This window comes from Luteimonas huabeiensis HB2, from assembly GCF_000559025.1.
In the GTDB taxonomy this organism is placed as follows: Bacteria; Pseudomonadota; Gammaproteobacteria; order Xanthomonadales; family Xanthomonadaceae; genus Luteimonas; species Luteimonas huabeiensis.
The window spans coordinates 33,595-49,007 of sequence record NZ_JAAN01000012.1; the positions used below are offsets into that span (position 1 = coordinate 33,595).

Here is a 15,413-nt window from a genome sequence, read left to right on the forward strand (position 1 = left end):
GCCATAGTCTCGCTTCGTCACGTGGGTTTCGGCGGTCCGGCTTTGGCCGTTCTTCCCTTTCTGAATCCCCGATCCCCCGCCATGAACGCCTCCAGCATGTGTGGGATCAGCGTCATGGCATCTACCGCCTCGCCATACGCCTGCGCGTGCAGCGCGGCGTAGCGGTCGAGGTCGGCTTTCAGACTGGCCGGACAGGCGAAGGTCAGCTTGACGCTCTCGGTCTTGGGCAGTGGCCCGAGCCGCAGCTTTTTGGTCGTGCTCATTGCGAAGCCCCCCGGTTGAAGAACAGCGGCTGGTACGGCCGCAGCACAAGATCCCGGTTGACGATGATCCGCACCGGCAGGCCGGGCCGGCTGGTCAGCATGGGCTGGATGTTCATGTTGCGCCGGGTGATCTCCTGGCCGACCTGATTGATGCTGTCCTGGGCGCTGTCGCGCCCGGCGATGACGATGCGGTTGCCGTCCTGGCGGTTCTCCGGCGCGGCCAGCTCGGCACCCACGCCCAGCAGCGTCGTCAGCACAGCGCCCGCGACGATGCGATCCCAATGCCAGTCCACGTCGTCTTCCAGGCCGGCGTAGCCGGCCGGGTCGGTGCCCACAAGGTTGTCGAGCGTCAGCGATGACGTGTCGGGCAGGATGACCCGGTTCCATACTACCTGCACGCGGCTCTGCCCGTAGCTGACTTGGCTGTTGTAACGCCCGAGGATGCGCGATCCCTGCGGGATCAGCAGGAACTTGCCCGTGGCCGTGTCAAAGACCGGCTCCGTCACCGTGGCGATCACGTCGCCGGGCAAGTCCGACTTGATACCTGTCACCAGCGCGCCGGCGATCACCGTGCCCGCCATCACCTGATAAGGCGATGCCGGCAGCGCCAGGTTGCCGGAATTGCGGGTTTCCGTAGAGCCGCCTTTCAGGAATGCCTCTTTCTGGTCTTGCCGGTTCTGCACGGCGGTCGGGTCGGCTGGCTGTGCAGCCACCGAGGCCGGCCCGGCAGCGAGTGGGTCGAAGGCCGCGAGCGCGCTGGCAGCGCCAGGCGCCCCCGGCGCCGCCTGCGCCACCGTGGCGGCGGCCTGGCCTTGGCCGCCCGAGCGGAAGAACACCGACGAAGCCGCCGCCGCATCAGCCTCCTTGCGCAAGGCATCCTCGGGATCGTGACCCGGCGGCGTATAGGCCGGCGTCACCGGCTGCTGCGAGTTCACGATGGCCGGGCCAAGATCGCCCGGTAGTGGCGGCCCCAGCTCGGGTGCGGCGGGCGGCAAGGCCGGCAGCTTCGAGTAATCGGTTGGCAGCGCGTCCAGCCCTTCGGACTTCGACACGCGATCGACGTTGTAAAGCTCGGCCTGCTCGCCGGCTCCGCGCCGCTGTGGCTGCAATGACCAGATCGTGGCGCCGAGCACGGCGACCGACAGGCTGCCGACGAGGATGGCCAGCGTGCGCCGGTTCAGGCGCGTGACCGGGCGCGGCTGGGCGCGCAGCGCCACCGCCTCGGGCGCGACCTTGCCCGCCTGCGGCGTGGCGAGGTCGGGGGTGTCGTCCTGGCTCATGGTCAGTTCCTCCGCGCAACGCCGTCCGTGCGCTCGATTCGCACCACGTCGCCCTTGTCGCCGCCCAGGCGCAGTTCGGCCGCGCCGAACAGCCGATCCACGATGTAGTACGGCGAGCGGAAGCGGTAGTTCACCAGTTGTCCATCGCCCTGCGCGCCGATGACGAACAGGGGCGGCAGCTCGCCTTGCGCGATGCCCGCCGGAAACTGGATATAGACCTTCTCGCCGTCATCGAAAGCGCGCAGCGGCTTCCACGGCGGATTGCTGCCGCTGATCGCGTAGCGGAAGCGCAGGTTCTCCAGCGCCAGCCCGGTATCGACCGGCGCTGCGGCGCTGGCCGCCTGCGCCTGGCGCTGCAAGGCCAGCATCCGGTCGCGCGGGTACTCCCAGGACGCCGACGCCATCCACGTCTTTTCCGTCGAGGTCAGCTCCAGCAGATAGGTGCGGCGGCTGGTCGTGATGACGAGATTGGTCTTGAGTCCCGAGCGGATCGGCTTGACCAGCACGTTCACGCGCAGGTCGGCGCCGCTGCCGCTGGACGTGTCGCCCACGATCCAGCGCACGGTATCGCCGGCGGCCACCGTCACCAGTTCCTCGCCCGGCTGGAGCGAAATCACGGTCACGCGGCCCACGGCCGCATAGACCTGATAGAGCGCGCCATCGGTGAAGGGCCACACCTGAATCGCGTTGACGTAGCCCTCGCGCGTGGGCGCGACGCGGGCCTCGGCGTTGGCGCGCGAGACACGCACCTTCTCGTCGGCCGGTTCCGGCGTAGGTTTGGCGTCTTCGGCCTCGGGCACCGGCATCAACTGCGCCGGCATCGGCAGCACCTCGGGCACGGCCACCACCTCCACCGGCGCGGGCGGTTCGGGCAGCGGCTGGGCCTGCACCGGCTCATCGAGCGAGATGGTCGGCGGCGGCTTGCCTTGCGTGGCGCAGCCCGTGAACAAGACAGTCGAAGCCAGCAGGATCACCGGCAAGGCGGATTTACGGAAAAGTGCATTCATGGTTTGGCTCCTTCGGAAGAATCCAGCTCGCGGCTCCACGACAAGCCGTTGACGTAGATGCCCAGGGGGTTCTTGCGCAGGCGTTCTTCGGTGCGCGGCGGCTGGAGCACGATGGACACCACGGCCGTCCACCGCTCCAGGCCCGCCGCGGCGCCGTTGACGTAGCGGCGCTCCGTCCAGCGCACGTTGAAAGACGTGTCGCTTGCGCGCACGACGCTGGTGATCTGCACCGTCACCGACTCGCGACCGATACGAGCGAACGGGTCACTGGTGCGGGCGTAGTCGTTGAGCACGGCCGCGCCCTTGTCGGTCGTGTAGTCGTAGGCATCGAGCCAGTTCTGCCGCACGACGATCGGGTCGATGGACAGTGAGCGCACCAGCGTCACGAAACGCGCGATGTGGTGCGCCGTCTGCGCATCGTTGGGCCGGTACGGCGTGGCCGCTTCGCCCACGGCGCGCACCTGGCCTGCGTTGTCCACCTCCACCACGTAGGGCGTCACGATGGATTGCGCCGAGCGCCACACTAGGCCGCCGGCCATCAGCAGCGCGAGCGTCAGGCAGCCGAAGGCCATGAGGCGCCAGTTCTTCGCCTGCACGCGCGGCGAGCCGATGCGCTCGTCCCACACCTGGCCGGCAGCTTGGTACGGAGTGGCAGGCTGCGGCGTGTCGGCGTAGCGCACCTGCGGTCGCTTGAATCGCATGGTCAGTTCTCCTTATGAATCGGAATCGCGCAGGCTTGGGCCTTGGCCCGAGCCGCCGCCATCGCCGCCGCGCAGCGTGTGCGCGGTGGTGGTCGCGGCATGGGTGAGTTGCTGGCGGCGATGCAGCCGCTTGGCCCAAGCGGGTTGCGCATTGGCTGCGCCGGAAGTGGCCTCGCCTGCGGCGGCCCGGCCGGATGCCCCGGCTCCACCGGCTGCCGTGCCATCGTCAGCAGCAGCGCCGCTCCAGCCGGAGCGGAAGGGAGCTGCCATGCGTTGCCCAGCAGCGGAAGCACGGGATGCGATGCCGCGCCCGGCGGACTGCGCGCCGGTCTTGGCGACATTGCCCAAGCCGGCCATCGCGCCCTTCGCGCCACCGCCTGCGGCGGCGGAACCGGCCTGGAACGCCGAGCGTGCGCTGCTGGCCGTCGAGGCGGCAGCACGCGCGCCGCTGCCGGCGAGCTTGGCGGCGGCAGGCGCCATGCGCGCCCCGGCCATGACCGCGCCGCCCACGCCCGTCGCGGCAGCGCCTACGGCAACGGCCGTGCCGGCTGCGCCTACAGCAGCGCCGGCCATAGCGCCGGCGCCGAGCTGCGGCGCACCGGACACCAGGCCCGTAGCGATGCCAGGGCCGAAGATGCCCAGCGCCAGCAAGGTGAGCGACGCAAGCATGATGACCAGCGCGTGGTCGATGGACGGGTCATCGGGATGAACCTGGAACTCGGCGAACAGGCCCGAGCCGATGCCGACGATCACGGCCAGCACCAGTACCTTGACGCCGGACGACACCACGTTGCCCAGCACCTTCTCGGCGAGGAACGCCGTCTTGTTCCACAAGGCAAACGGCACCAGCACGAAGCCCGCGAGCGTCGTCAGCTTGAACTCGATCAGCGTGATGAAAAGCTGGATTGCCAGCACGAAGAAGCACAAGACCACGACCAGCCAAGCGAGGAACATCACCGTGATGGCATCGAGGTTCACAAACACCTCGGGGAAACCGGCCATCTCGCCGACTTGCTCCAGAATCGGAGCGCCTGCGTCGATGCCGGTTTTCGCCAGTCGGCCCGGCTGCAAGAAGTTCTCCATCGTGATGGTCGAGCCGGTGGCCGTCAGGCCCAGCCCGGCGAAGGAGCGGAACACGATGCCGGCCAGCCAGTTGAAGTTGCCGATGATGTAAGCGAAGGCACCGACGTAGAGCACCTTGCGCAGCAGCTTGGCGATCACGTCCTCGCCCTGGCCGGTGGCGTGACTCATCGCCCAATACAGTCCGGCGATCGTCATGTCGATGACGATCAGCGTGGCGGTGAGGAAGGCCACTTCGCCCTGCAACAGCCCGAAACCCGAGTCGATGTAGGTGGAGAAGATGTTGAGGAAGCGGTCGATGATGGTCACGTCATTCATGGCGTGTCCTCCGGTACGGCGGTCAAGGGCGGCGCTTCGCCATCGGCCGGTTCATCGAAGCTCGGCAGGATCGGCGGCAGGTCGGCCAGCGTCTGGTATTCATCCGGCCCGGCCTGGCCGGAGAAGAAGCGCCGCCGGAAGGCTTCGGCGGCGGCGCGGCAGGCGTCCTCGCCCGTGGCCTGCCGGTCGGCTGCGCATTGCGCGCGCAATGCCTTGAGCCGCACGGGATCGGCGGCCAGGGCATCGGCAAGGTGGTCGGCCGGCTGCTCGCTGCACGCGGCCAGCAGCGCGACACACAGGACGAGGACGCATCGCATGGCGGCCTCCCGTCAGTTGCCGTAGAAGTTCACGGACTGCGGCGTGTACGGCGTGCCGTCGCCCAGGAAGCGCCGCCGCACCTCGCGGGCGCGCTCCGTGGCTGCCGCCTGCCGCGCCAGCTCCAGCGCAGTCGCTCGGTCTTGCGTGATCTGGAGCCGCTGCGCCTGGATCGACTGCTTGGCTTGCAAGGCCAGCAACTGATTCATAGCCTGCATTGCTTGCAGCGCGCCTTCGGCCGACTGGCTCCTGCCCACAAGGTCGGCCAGCACGCTTTCGTCTTCGCCCAAGTTCTGCGACACCTGCGCCTGCATCTGCATCGTGGTCTGCAAGCCGTTGAGCGTGTTTCGCCAACGCTCCTGCGCGTCGCGGTACATCTGGTCGCCGCTGATCGTGGCGGCGTACTGCTCGGGATACAGGCGCGCGAACTCCCGATCCAAATTCGTCACTTCGTAGGCCAAGCCCCTGGCCTGGGCGATCAGTCGTTCGGTCGTCGCCAGATTGGCGCGCAACTGGTTCACCACGCTGGACGGCAGGCTGGCGAGGTTGCGCGCCTGGTTCATCAGCATCTGCGCTTCGTTCTGAAGCTGCTGGATCTGGTTGTTGATCTGCTCCAGCGTGCGGATCGCGGTTAGCGTGTTCTGCACGAGGTTCGTCGGATCGACCACGACCCATTGCGCATGGGCGGTGGCAGTGCAAAGCATGGCCGCGATAGCGGCGGCGATAAGGCGCTTTTTCATGACAGGTTCTCCAGGGATTGGTCAGCGAGGGAACCCGGCGCGAGGCCGGGGAACGAGGGCAGCAGGTCGGCCGCCCAATCGAGGCCGCGATGGCGCAGCCAGGCGCCCGCGAAGCCAGGCACGCCGGCGTCCAGCAGCACGCGGCCTATGTCGCGCTGGTCTTGCGGCGTGGAAGCGCCCGCAAACGCCAGCGCTGCCGGCCCCAGATCGAGGTCGAACAGGCGGTTGCCGAGGCGGGATTGGTAGTAGTAGTCTCGCTTGGGCTGCGCAGTGGCGACGATTTCGATCTGCCGCATGTTGAGGCCGAAGCCCTCGTAGATCGTGCGAATCTGCGGCTCTGTCGCCTGCGGGTTGGGCAAGAAAATCCGACTCGCGCAGCTCTCGATGATCGCGGGCGCGATGCTGGAATCCTTGATGTCGGCGAGGCTCTGCGTGGCGAAGATGACGCTGACGTTCTTCTTGCGCAGTGTCTTGAGCCACTGGCGGATACGCGCGGCAAACACCGGGGCATCGAGGAACAGCCACGCTTCATCGAGGATCAGCAGCGTGGGCGCCCCGTCGAAGCGTTCATCGAAACGCGCAAAGAGGTAATGCAGCACGGCCATGACGGCGGCCTTGCTGTGCATCAGCTCCTCCATCTCGAAGCACTGCACGTCGGCCATGCCCAGCCGGTCATGGTCGGCGTCCAGCAGCTTGCCGTGGGCGCCACCCAGCACATAGGGCGACAGCGCCTGCCGCAACGTGTTCGATTGCAGCAGCACGGAAAGCCCCGTCATCGTGCGCTGCTCCACCGGCGCACCGGCGAGACTTCCCAGCGCCGACCAGATAGCCGCCTTCTCGTCGGGGCCGACCGCCACGCCTTCGTGCAGCAAGCGACCTTCGATCCATTCGGCGGCCCAGGTGCGGTAGCCCTCACGGTCGATGCACGCGAGTGGCTGGAAGGCGATTTCGCCATCCGTGCCCAGGTCGTAGTGCTCGCCGCCCAGCCCGAGGATCGCGGCGCGCATGGAACGGCCCATGTCGAAGGCGAAGATGCGCGAGCCGCAATAGCGGCGAAATTGCATCGCCAGCGTGGCGAGCAAGACCGACTTGCCCATGCCAGTCGGCCCCGCGACCAGCGTGTGGCCCACGTCGCCGATGTGCGTGACCAGCCGGAACGGCGTGGCGCCATCGGTGCGCGTGACGATCAGCGGGGGGCCGTCCAGGTGTTCGTTCTTCTCCGGCCCGGCCCATACCGCCGACACCGGCATCATGTGCGCCAGATTCAGCGTCGAGACGATGGGCTGGCGCACGTTGGCGTAAGCATTGCCGGGGAGCGAGGACAGCCAGGCATCCACGGCATTGAGCGTTTCAGGGATGGTGACGAAGCCCCGACCCTGGATGACGCGCTCTACCATGCGTAGCTTCTCGTCTGCGATGGCGGCGTCCTCGTCCATGACGGTGACGGTCGCCGTCAGATAGCCGAAGGCGACTTGATCGCTGCCCAGCTCCTGCAAGGCCGCGTCGGCGTCGGCCGCCTTGTTGCTGGCGTCGGTATCGACCAGCGGGCTTTCCTGCTGGAAGATCGTCTCGCGCAGCAGCGCGATGACGTTCTTCCTTTTCGCAAACCACTGGCGGCGTAGGCGCCCCAACTCCCGTTCCGCCTCGGCTTTGTCGAGGCAGAGAAAGCGTGTGCTCCAGCGGTACGCAAAACCGAGGCGGTTGAGGTCGTCCAGAATCCCCGGCCAGGTCGAGGTCGGGAAGCCGCGCACCGACACCACGCGCAGGTGCTGGTCGCCCAGCATGGGCGCCAACCCACCGACCAGCTCGGAATCGGTCAGCAGCGCGTCGATGTGGAACGGCACTTCGGGCACGCCCACGCGATAGCGCCGCGTCGAGATGGTCGCGTGCAGGTAGGTCAGCGTCTGCGCGTCATCGAGCCAGTCAATTTCCGGCATCACGCCGTCAAGCAGGTCAAAGACGCGATCCGTTTCCGCGACGAAGGCTTGCAGCCGCTCGCGCCAGTCCACGCCATTCGTCGGCGTGTTCTCGTAGAGCATCTTGGCTGCACGGGCGCGGGATTCTTCCGGCGGCAGGTAAAGCAGCGTCAGGTGATAGCCGCTCTCGAAGTGATGGCCGGATTCCTCAAACGCGGCCCGGCGTTCTTCCTCAACCAGCCACGAAAGCGGCTCGGGAAAGTCCGAGTGCGGATAGTCGGCCGCGGGCCGGCGCTCGGCTTCGATAAACAGCGCCCAGCCCGATCCCATGCGGCGCAGCGCGTTGTTCAGTCGCGCCGACGTGGCGACCAGCTCGCCTTGCGTCGCGCTGTCGAGGTCAGGCCCGCGAAACCGGGCCGTGCGCTGGAAACTTCCGTCCTTGTTCAAAACGACGCCTGGTGCGACCAGCCCGGCCCAGGGCAGCCAGTCGGCAAGCAAGGCCGGGCGCTGGCGGTATTCGGCGAGGTTCAGCATCGCGGCGTCCTCCCCTCAAACGTCCAGCAGCGGGCGGTGCTTGATGTGCCGGGCGAAGACCTGCATGAACTGCGGATCGACGCGCGCACCCCATACCGCCAGCGAATGGCCGACGATCCAGAGCACCACACCGGGAATCCACAGTTGCAGGCCCAGGCCGACGGCGGCGGCCAGCGTGCCGTTGGCGATCGCCACGGTGCGCGGCGCACCGCCAAGCAGAATCGGCTCGGTCAGCGAGCGATGCAGCGGCACCTCGAAGCCGTCCGCGAAGGTGTCCGGGGCACTCATACGACGGCCCCGCCGGAGAAGCTGAAGAACGACAGGAAGAAGCTCGAAGCCGCGAAGGCGATGGACAGGCCGAAGACGATCTGGATCAGCTTGCGGAATCCGCCGGACGTGTCGCCGAACGCGAGTGCGAGGCCCGTGGCGATGATGATGATGACCGCGACGATGCGCGCCACCGGCCCCTGGATGGATTCGAGGATGAATTGCAGTGGGCCTTCCCACGGCATCGAGGAACCGGCGGCCTGCGCGGTCCCGGCCAGGAACAACAGCAGCGCGGCCAGCAGCAACCCTTGCCCCGCAGGGCGGGCTAGGCAGCGCAGCCGCGCAAGACGCAAAGCCGGATTTGCAAAAAAACGGAAAGCAGGAACGATCATCTGCGTCATGGCAGTTCTCCAAGTGAGTGAGGGGATGGGGAAGTCGCCGCAGCGGGTGCGGCATCGGGAAGTGGCGGCAGCTCGAGAAACGGCGTTTCCAGCGCGTCCGCCAGTTGGTAGCCCACGCCGTCGAAGCCGACGACGCGGGCGATGCTCTCGATGCGGCGCTTGCGCCCGCGCCCGGCGATATAGATCACGACGTTGACCGCTTCGGCGATTAGCGCACGCGGCGGGTTCACCGCCACTTCGAGAATCAGTTGCTCCAGGCGCAGCAGCGCGCCCAGCGCGGAGCCGGCATGGATCGTGGCGATGCCGCCCGGATGGCCGGTGCCCCACACCTTGATGAGATCCAGCGCCTCGGCGCCACGCACCTCGCCGACGACCACGCGATCCGGGCGCAGGCGCATGGACGAGCGCACCAGTTCGGTCATCGACACCACGCCCGCGCGCGTGCGCAGCGGCACATGGTCGCGGGCCGCGCACTGCAACTCCACCGTGTCTTCGAGCACCAGCACGCGGTCGCCCGTGGCGGCGATCTCGGCCAGCAGCGCATTGGCGAGCGTGGTCTTGCCCGTGCTGGTACCGCCGGCGATCAGGACGTTCTGGCGCTCGCGCACAGCGCACGCGAGAAAGCCCGCCTGAGCGCTGGTCATCATCCCGTCGATGACGTACCGCTCCAGCGGAATCACGCCCACGGCGCGCTTGCGCAAAGCGAAGGCCGGCCCAGGTGCAGCCGGCGGCAAGATGCCCTCGAAACGTTCGCCGGTTTCGGGCAGCTCGGCGGACAGCAACGGCTGGCCGCGATGGACTTCCGCGCCGACATGGGCGGCAACCAAGCGGATGATGCGTTCGCCATCGGCCTCGGACAGCTCCACGCCCATCGGTGCGCGGCCCGAGGACAGGCGATCTATCCAAAGGGTGCGATCGGGGTTGAGCATCACTTCCACCACGTCCGGGTCTTCCAGCGCAGCGGCGATCAGCGGCCCCATCGCCGTGCGCAGCATCTGGATGCGCCGGTCGAGCGAAGTGGCGGTCATGGACTGCCCTTCAATGGGAATTTGGGCGCTCATGTCGCACGCTCCCGCGCCTGCGCGACGGCCGCCGCGTCCTCCATCCGCATCCCGAAATCATGGCCTTGGGGGTGCAGCTCCTCCACCACGTCGCGCACCAGGCTGCGCCCGCGCAGCAGATGGCGGCTGAGCTGTTCCACGAACTGCTCGAAGCGCGCTTTGCCCTGGGCGCGGGCGGCGTCTTGGTGCGCCTCGGGAACTGGCGTGCTGACGGTCAGGTAGTAGCGGATGAACAGCGCCAGCGTCTCGATGGCGATGTTCTGGTCGCGCTCCATGCGCTCGGCCTGGCGAGCCAGGCGATCGAGCCGCTTGGCAATCGCGGCTTCGCGCTGGTCGGCGGCATCGGGCGACAGCCACGATGCGAGTGCCGCCGCGACGATGGACGACTTTGAGACGCCTTTCTTGGCGGCCAGCTCGTCCAGGCGCTTGGCGTGCTCGTTCTGGATGAACAGATTGAGGCGGTATTGGCTCATAGGTCGATTCCGTCGTTGGGGTCGAGGGAAGCCAGCCGGGCCGTGCGCTGCATGGCCGGATCGAGGTGGCGAGGAAGTGGAAGCGGAAGGTCGTCGTCGTCATCGAGCAGCGCGAGGTCGGCCGCGGGCGCGGCCAGCTCGGGGGCGTAGGCGACGATTTCGGAGAGTTCGGGTTGACGGCGCGGGCCGCCGTCGTCGGCGGAGCCGAGGCCATCGGCGGATGCCGTGGCCGGCGCGGCGGGCGCCGGCGGAATCGCCAGGCCGCCCCAGTCATCCGAGCGCGACGGCGGCGCGTCCGCGTACTGCCCGTTCGCCAGTGCAGGCGGTGGCAGCACGCGCCGCTTGAAATTGGCGTCCGCGTAGTAGCGCAGCTTTCGCGCCTTGATCGGCGCCACGCTGGACACCATCACCACGGCCTCGTCAGGCGGAAGCTGCATCACTTCACCCGGCGTCAGCAGCGGACGGGCCGTTTCCTGGCGCGACACCATGAGGTGCCCCAGCCACGGCGCCAGCCGGTGGCCGGCGTAGTTGCGCTGCGCGCGCAGTTCGGTCGCGGTGCCCAGCGTCTCGGAAATCCGTTTGGCGGTACGTTCGTCGTTCGTGGCGAACGTCACGCGCACATGGCAGTTGTCGAGGATCGAATGGTTCTGCCCATACGCCTTGTCGATCTGGTTGAGCGACTGTGCGATGAGGAAGCTGCGGATGCCGTAGCCCGCCATGAAGGCCAGCGCCGTCTCGAAGAAGTCCAGGCGCCCGAGTGCCGGAAACTCGTCGAGCATCAGCAGCAGCTTGTGGCGGCGCGCGATGCCGTCGGAGCCGTCGAGCGATTCGGTGAGGCGCCGCCCGATCTGGTTGAGGATCAGGCGAATGAGTGGCTTCGTCCGTGAGATGTCCGAAGGTGGCACCACCAGGTACAGCGACACCGGATGCTCGGCCGCGATCAGGTCAGCGATGCGCCAATCGCAGCGCGACGTGACTTCGGCCACCGTGGGATCGCGGTACAGGCCGAGGAACGACATGGCCGTGCTCAACACGCCGGAACGCTCGTTGTCCGACTTGTTGAGCACTTCGCGCGCAGCAGACGCCACCACCGGATGCGGGCCATCGCCGAGGTGCGGCGTGGTCATCATCCGGTGCAATGTCAGCTCGAAGGGACAGGCCGGGTCGCTGAGGAAATTGGCGACGCCGCGCAGCGTCTTGTCCTCGCCCGCGTAGAGCACATGCAGGATGGCCCCGACCAGCAGCGCGTGCGAGGTCTTCTCCCAATGGTTGCGCTTCTCCAGCGCGCCTTCGGGATCGACCAAAATGTCGGCGATGTTCTGCACGTCGCGCACTTCGTGCGCGCCGCGCCGCACCTCCAGCAGTGGGTTGTAGGCGGCCGACCGGCTATCTGTGGGATTGAACAGCAGGCAGTGCGAGAAACGCGAGCGCCAGCCGGCGGTGATGCTCCAGTTCTCACCCTTGATGTCGTGGATGACGGCCGAGGCGGGCCAGGACAGCAGCGTAGGCACCACCAGGCCGACACCCTTGCCTGAGCGCGTTGGCGCGAAGGTCAGGACGTGTTCCGGGCCTTCGTGGCGCAGGTACTGGCGATCATGCTGGCCCAGGAACACGCCGGCAGGCTGCGTGAGGCCGGCCTTGCGAATGTCTTGCGCGTTCGCCCAGCGCGCAGAGCCGTAGGTCGTGACCAGGCGTGCTTGGCGCGAGCGCCAGACCGACATGGCAATGGCAACGACAACGGCGACCATGCCGCTGGCGCCGGCAATGGCGCCGCCGGTGTCGAAGACCTCCGGCGCATACGCGCCGAAGAAGAACCACCACTCAAACAGTTTCCACGGGTGGTAGATCGACGTGCCGAGAAAGTCGAACCAGGGCGAACCAAGGCGTAGCTGATAGCCCAGGGCGGCTGCTGTCCATTGCGTGGCGCTCCATACGCCAGCGATCACGATGCCGAACACAACGGCGATCTGACCGAACACCACGTTCGTCCCTTGCATGACCCGACCTCCGATTTCTCCTGCGCTGATTCCTCATGGAAAGAGCGGCACAAGGACGTGCCGCAAGCGTCAGGATCGGTGCCGGGTCAGTGCCGGTCAAAGACCGTTTCAAGCAGAAAGGTCGAGCAAAAAGACAGAATGAGCGTGACAGCGAGCCAAAGAAAAACGCCGCAAGCGCAGGCGCATTGCGGCGTGTCGAGCAGAAAAATGAAGGCGATGCGGCGAGCCGCCAACGATCAGAACTTGGGCGGTTCCTTCGGCGGCGTGTAGGGCGTTTCGCCGTCGCCATAGAACCGTTTGCGCGTGGCCTCGGCCACCCGGTTACACAGCACGTCGCCTAGCTTGGGGCGATCCGTCTTGCATTGCTGGCGCAGCGCTTTGAGCCGTTCGGGATTGGCCGCGAGTTCTTCCACCGTCGGGATATTCGCCTCCGACGTGTTGGCCTTCTGAGGTGCTTCGGACTGGCCACAGGCGGTCAACACGGCGAATAGCAAAAGCGGGATGATGATTTTCATGGCGCAGCTGCCTCCGGGGAATCAGGGCGGCGCTTGGGAGACTCCGGCGATTCGATAGCCTGCGCGCGCTCGATGAAGCGCGCCAGCTCATGGGATGGATCGCCATCAAGGCGCAGCAGGTAGGTCGTCAACGGCGGCACACGCGATGCCAGTGGCCGGGCCACCACGCCCGGCTCGCGGCTGGCGGCAATGTGCGCCTCGCCCGTCAGGCCCAGCGCGAAACCTGCGGAGACCAGCGCCATCATCAGATCGCAGGAGGCCACCCGCTCGGCAATCAATGGCTCCGTGTCTGTCCGACGCAGTACCCGTTCGACGTGCTTGGCATGACCCTCGCACACCTGTGGATCGCACAGCACCAGCGGATAGCGCAGCAGTTCATCCAAAGGGATGCGCTTGTGGGCCAGGAGAGGATGCCGGGCGGGCACTGCCACCATGAGCGCATCGCTCCAGGCGGGTATGGCGACGATGCCGTCGCCCACCTCATCGGACTGCGCGAAACCCACGTCGTACAGGTCATCATGCAGCCCCTTGATCTGCTGCGATAGGGGCACCTCGAAGAATCGAAGATCGACTTCCGGTTCTTCCTGGCGGCAAAGCGCCAGCAATGCAGGCAAACGCGATGGCGTGATGCCATCAGACAGCGCGATGCGCAGTTGCCCGTGAAAACCGTTTGCTGCTGCCTTCACGCTGTCGCGTGCCTGCTCCAAGGTGGAGAGCACGCGGCGCACGTGCTCCAGGAACAGCTTGCCCGCACGGGTCAAGCGCGTGCTGCGCGTGGTGCGGGCGAACAGCACCACGCCCAGATCTTCTTCGAGTTCCTTGATGGCGCGCGACAACGGTGACTGCTCGATGTGCAGGCGCTCGGCGGCACGGGCGAAGTGGAGTTCTTCGGCCACGGCGAGAAAGCAGCGCAAGTGGCGTAGTTCCATGGCTAAGCATTTCTGCGATGCAGATAGAAAAGACTCCACCCGAAATTCATCCCCGCCACGGCCGCCAGGATGGCGACCGCCCCGACGACCTGCATCGCGCCTAGCAGGTGATCGAATGCCCAGGCATCGACCACGATGGCGACGATCGGATAGACGAACGAGAGCACGCCCACCAACGAGGTCGATATCTTCTGGATCGCGCCGTACAGCAGTGTGGACATCAGGCCCGTGTGGATGAAGCCGATGGCCAGCAGCAGGCCCCAGGCTTGCGGCGAGGATGCGCCATCGGGCCAGGTAGCGAACGGCACTAGCAGCACGCTGCCCACGATCATCTGGATCACGACGATCACGTGCGGTGGAACCCCCTTGAGACTCTTGGTAATGGCTGCGGCGATCGCATAGAAGAACGCGGCCGCCAGTGCCAGGCCGATACCGGCCAGGTAGCCCGGAGCGTGCGAGCCGGCCTGCTGGCCACCGATGACGATCAGTACGACGCCGCCGAAGGCCACACCCAACCATCCGAGCTTGTTCGCCGTCGGTTTTTCGCCGAAGAACAGCGCCCCCAAGGCCACCAGCATGAAGGGCTGAGTGTGGTAGGTCACGGTGGCGACAGCAATGGAGGCGTGCGAGTAGGCCGCGAACAGCAAGACCCAGTTGGCGATCAAGGCCACGCCGCCCAACGCAACCAGTCCTGCTTGCCTTCCATTGAGCACGCCCCGGCGCAGCAGGCCCAGGCCAGCGCAGGCCAGCAGCATGGCAACCGCCCCGAACGCGCAGCGCCAGAACACGACGGAAGCGGCCGGCATCCGGGTTTCGAGCACGAACCAGCCGACCGTGCCGGAGATGACCATCGCCGTGGTCATCTCCATGATTCCCCGACTCTTGGTGTTCATTTGCCTGCCCTTGTGAAGAATAAAGATCAAACCGTTCGACATATCAAACAATTGACCGATATGATATTCTGCAATATGCCGTTCGTCAAATCGAACAATCGTTTCATTTGGAGAACAGAGTGATGTCCCCCTCCCAAGCCGCCCAACCTTCGCCAATCGGCTTGCTGTCGGCGTCGCTTAGGCGCGAACGTGAGCGCCTGGGCCTGTCCGTTTCCGAGCTGGCGAAAAGGGCCGGCATCGCCAAGTCCACGCTGTCGCAGCTTGAGACGGGCGTCGGCAACCCGAGCCTGGAAACCCTCTGGGCCTTGGCGATGGCGCTGGACGTCCAGGTGACCCGGTTGATCGCCCAGCCGAGAAGCCACGTCCAGGTCATCCGCGCCGATGAAGGGGCCACCGTGGCTTCTGAGCAGGCCCACTACGCGGTTACCCTGCTGGCGGTCTGCCCGGTCGGCGTTCAGCGTGATCTCTACCGGCTCGCGGTCGAGCCTGGCGCGCCACGGCTGTCCGATCCGCATCCGCCGGGAACGATCGAACATGTCGTCATCTGTCGCGGACGTGCCCGGTTGGGACCGGTCGGGCACCCCGTCGAACTGTCCGCAGGCGACTATGCGAGCTATTCGGCCGACGAGGCCCACATGTTCGAGGCGCTCGAAGCCGGAACCGCCGCCGTCATGTTGATCGAGCACACGTGATGCCCGACAGCCGATGCCGCGCGGTCAACTG

General features: G+C 66.7%; 17 protein-coding genes. 1 reads left to right on the plus strand and 16 read right to left on the minus strand.

The genetic code is table 11. The features are described 5' to 3' along the window. Window positions 1–17 precede the first annotated feature (17 nt). The 16 genes from Z164_RS0103220 to Z164_RS0103295 form a co-directional block, all read right to left on the minus strand. A complete protein-coding gene (locus Z164_RS0103220; RefSeq protein WP_024889305.1) occupies window positions 18–263 on the minus strand; it encodes a DUF2274 domain-containing protein in 246 nt (81 codons plus the stop codon). Beyond that, a complete protein-coding gene (locus Z164_RS0103225) occupies window positions 260–1,543 on the minus strand; it encodes a TraB/TrbI/VirB10 family type IV secretion system protein (protein ID WP_024889306.1) in 1,284 nt (427 codons plus the stop codon). The genes Z164_RS0103220 and Z164_RS0103225 overlap by 4 nt, the downstream gene beginning before the upstream one ends. A gap of 2 nt (window positions 1,544–1,545) precedes the next feature. Next, complete coding sequence (gene trbG, locus Z164_RS0103230; RefSeq protein WP_024889307.1) at window positions 1,546–2,550, minus strand: P-type conjugative transfer protein TrbG; 1,005 nt, start codon at window positions 2,548–2,550, stop codon at window positions 1,546–1,548. Beyond that, entirely contained in the window at window positions 2,547–3,251 is a 705-nt protein-coding gene (gene trbF / locus Z164_RS0103235) for a conjugal transfer protein TrbF (RefSeq protein ID WP_024889308.1), read from the minus strand. The genes trbG and trbF overlap by 4 nt, the downstream gene beginning before the upstream one ends. Before the next feature lie 12 nt (window positions 3,252–3,263). After that, on the minus strand, window positions 3,264–4,649 hold the full coding sequence (gene trbL / locus Z164_RS0103240; protein WP_024889309.1) for a P-type conjugative transfer protein TrbL: 1,386 nt from the start codon (window positions 4,647–4,649) through the stop codon (window positions 3,264–3,266). Beyond that, on the minus strand, window positions 4,646–4,966 hold the full coding sequence (locus tag Z164_RS0103245) for a hypothetical protein (RefSeq protein WP_024889310.1): 321 nt from the start codon (window positions 4,964–4,966) through the stop codon (window positions 4,646–4,648). The genes trbL and Z164_RS0103245 overlap by 4 nt, the downstream gene beginning before the upstream one ends. Before the next feature lie 12 nt (window positions 4,967–4,978). Then, on the minus strand, window positions 4,979–5,704 hold the full coding sequence (gene trbJ / locus Z164_RS0103250; RefSeq protein WP_024889311.1) for a P-type conjugative transfer protein TrbJ: 726 nt from the start codon (window positions 5,702–5,704) through the stop codon (window positions 4,979–4,981). Continuing rightward, window positions 5,701–8,154: a conjugal transfer protein TrbE gene (gene trbE / locus Z164_RS0103255; RefSeq protein WP_024889312.1), complete on the minus strand. Its 2,454-nt coding sequence runs from the start codon at window positions 8,152–8,154 to the stop codon at window positions 5,701–5,703. The genes trbJ and trbE overlap by 4 nt, the downstream gene beginning before the upstream one ends. 15 nt (window positions 8,155–8,169) lie before the next feature. After that, complete coding sequence (locus Z164_RS0103260) at window positions 8,170–8,442, minus strand: VirB3 family type IV secretion system protein (RefSeq protein WP_003103993.1); 273 nt, start codon at window positions 8,440–8,442, stop codon at window positions 8,170–8,172. Beyond that, window positions 8,439–8,822 (minus strand): TrbC/VirB2 family type IV secretion system protein, encoded by a 384-nt coding sequence (locus Z164_RS0103265; protein WP_024889313.1) that lies wholly within the window; start codon window positions 8,820–8,822, stop codon window positions 8,439–8,441. Before Z164_RS0103265 ends, Z164_RS0103260 begins: the two co-directional genes overlap by 4 nt. Continuing rightward, entirely contained in the window at window positions 8,819–9,817 is a 999-nt protein-coding gene (gene trbB, locus Z164_RS0103270) for a P-type conjugative transfer ATPase TrbB (RefSeq protein ID WP_425477207.1), read from the minus strand. Before trbB ends, Z164_RS0103265 begins: the two co-directional genes overlap by 4 nt. A 62-nt stretch (window positions 9,818–9,879) precedes the next feature. Then, window positions 9,880–10,356, minus strand: a complete 477-nt coding sequence (locus Z164_RS0103275; protein WP_024889315.1) for a ribbon-helix-helix protein, CopG family — start codon at window positions 10,354–10,356, stop codon at window positions 9,880–9,882. After that, entirely contained in the window at window positions 10,353–12,353 is a 2,001-nt protein-coding gene (locus tag Z164_RS0103280) for a conjugal transfer protein TraG (protein ID WP_024889316.1), read from the minus strand. The genes Z164_RS0103275 and Z164_RS0103280 overlap by 4 nt, the downstream gene beginning before the upstream one ends. Before the next feature lie 236 nt (window positions 12,354–12,589). Then, window positions 12,590–12,868: an EexN family lipoprotein gene (locus Z164_RS0103285; RefSeq protein ID WP_024889317.1), complete on the minus strand. Its 279-nt coding sequence runs from the start codon at window positions 12,866–12,868 to the stop codon at window positions 12,590–12,592. Continuing rightward, window positions 12,865–13,797, minus strand: coding sequence for a LysR family transcriptional regulator (locus Z164_RS0103290; protein WP_024889318.1), 933 nt, complete (start codon window positions 13,795–13,797; stop codon window positions 12,865–12,867). Before Z164_RS0103290 ends, Z164_RS0103285 begins: the two co-directional genes overlap by 4 nt. Before the next feature lie 2 nt (window positions 13,798–13,799). Further along, window positions 13,800–14,690 carry a DMT family transporter gene (locus Z164_RS0103295; protein ID WP_024889319.1) on the minus strand — a complete coding sequence of 297 codons (891 nt, stop codon included), beginning with the start codon at window positions 14,688–14,690 and terminating at the stop codon, window positions 13,800–13,802. Window positions 14,691–14,812: 122 nt separating this feature from the next. On the opposite strand from Z164_RS0103295, the gene Z164_RS0103300 reads away from it, so the two are divergent. After that, complete coding sequence (locus Z164_RS0103300; RefSeq protein ID WP_024889320.1) at window positions 14,813–15,382, plus strand: helix-turn-helix domain-containing protein; 570 nt, start codon at window positions 14,813–14,815, stop codon at window positions 15,380–15,382. Window positions 15,383–15,413 lie beyond the last annotated feature (31 nt).

Bases quoted from the DNA above. Each gene is read 5' to 3' on its own strand.
- Z164_RS0103220 (WP_024889305.1), bottom strand. From the start codon at position 263: ATGAGCACGACCAAAAAGCTGCGGCTCGGGCCACTGCCCAAGACCGAG.
- Z164_RS0103225 (WP_024889306.1), bottom strand. From the start codon at position 1,543: ATGAGCCAGGACGACACCCCCGACCTCGCCACGCCGCAGGCGGGCAAG.
- trbG (WP_024889307.1), bottom strand. From the start codon at position 2,550: ATGAATGCACTTTTCCGTAAATCCGCCTTGCCGGTGATCCTGCTGGCT.
- trbF (WP_024889308.1), bottom strand. From the start codon at position 3,251: ATGCGATTCAAGCGACCGCAGGTGCGCTACGCCGACACGCCGCAGCCT.
- trbL (WP_024889309.1), bottom strand. From the start codon at position 4,649: ATGAATGACGTGACCATCATCGACCGCTTCCTCAACATCTTCTCCACC.
- Z164_RS0103245 (WP_024889310.1), bottom strand. From the start codon at position 4,966: ATGCGATGCGTCCTCGTCCTGTGTGTCGCGCTGCTGGCCGCGTGCAGC.
- trbJ (WP_024889311.1), bottom strand. From the start codon at position 5,704: ATGAAAAAGCGCCTTATCGCCGCCGCTATCGCGGCCATGCTTTGCACT.
- trbE (WP_024889312.1), bottom strand. From the start codon at position 8,154: ATGCTGAACCTCGCCGAATACCGCCAGCGCCCGGCCTTGCTTGCCGAC.
- Z164_RS0103260 (WP_003103993.1), bottom strand. From the start codon at position 8,442: ATGAGTGCCCCGGACACCTTCGCGGACGGCTTCGAGGTGCCGCTGCAT.
- Z164_RS0103265 (WP_024889313.1), bottom strand. From the start codon at position 8,822: ATGACGCAGATGATCGTTCCTGCTTTCCGTTTTTTTGCAAATCCGGCT.
- trbB (WP_425477207.1), bottom strand. From the start codon at position 9,817: ATGCTGCGCACGGCGATGGGGCCGCTGATCGCCGCTGCGCTGGAAGAC.
- Z164_RS0103275 (WP_024889315.1), bottom strand. From the start codon at position 10,356: ATGAGCCAATACCGCCTCAATCTGTTCATCCAGAACGAGCACGCCAAG.
- Z164_RS0103280 (WP_024889316.1), bottom strand. From the start codon at position 12,353: ATGCAAGGGACGAACGTGGTGTTCGGTCAGATCGCCGTTGTGTTCGGC.
- Z164_RS0103285 (WP_024889317.1), bottom strand. From the start codon at position 12,868: ATGAAAATCATCATCCCGCTTTTGCTATTCGCCGTGTTGACCGCCTGT.
- Z164_RS0103290 (WP_024889318.1), bottom strand. From the start codon at position 13,797: ATGGAACTACGCCACTTGCGCTGCTTTCTCGCCGTGGCCGAAGAACTC.
- Z164_RS0103295 (WP_024889319.1), bottom strand. From the start codon at position 14,690: ATGAACACCAAGAGTCGGGGAATCATGGAGATGACCACGGCGATGGTC.
- Z164_RS0103300 (WP_024889320.1), top strand. From the start codon at position 14,813: ATGTCCCCCTCCCAAGCCGCCCAACCTTCGCCAATCGGCTTGCTGTCG.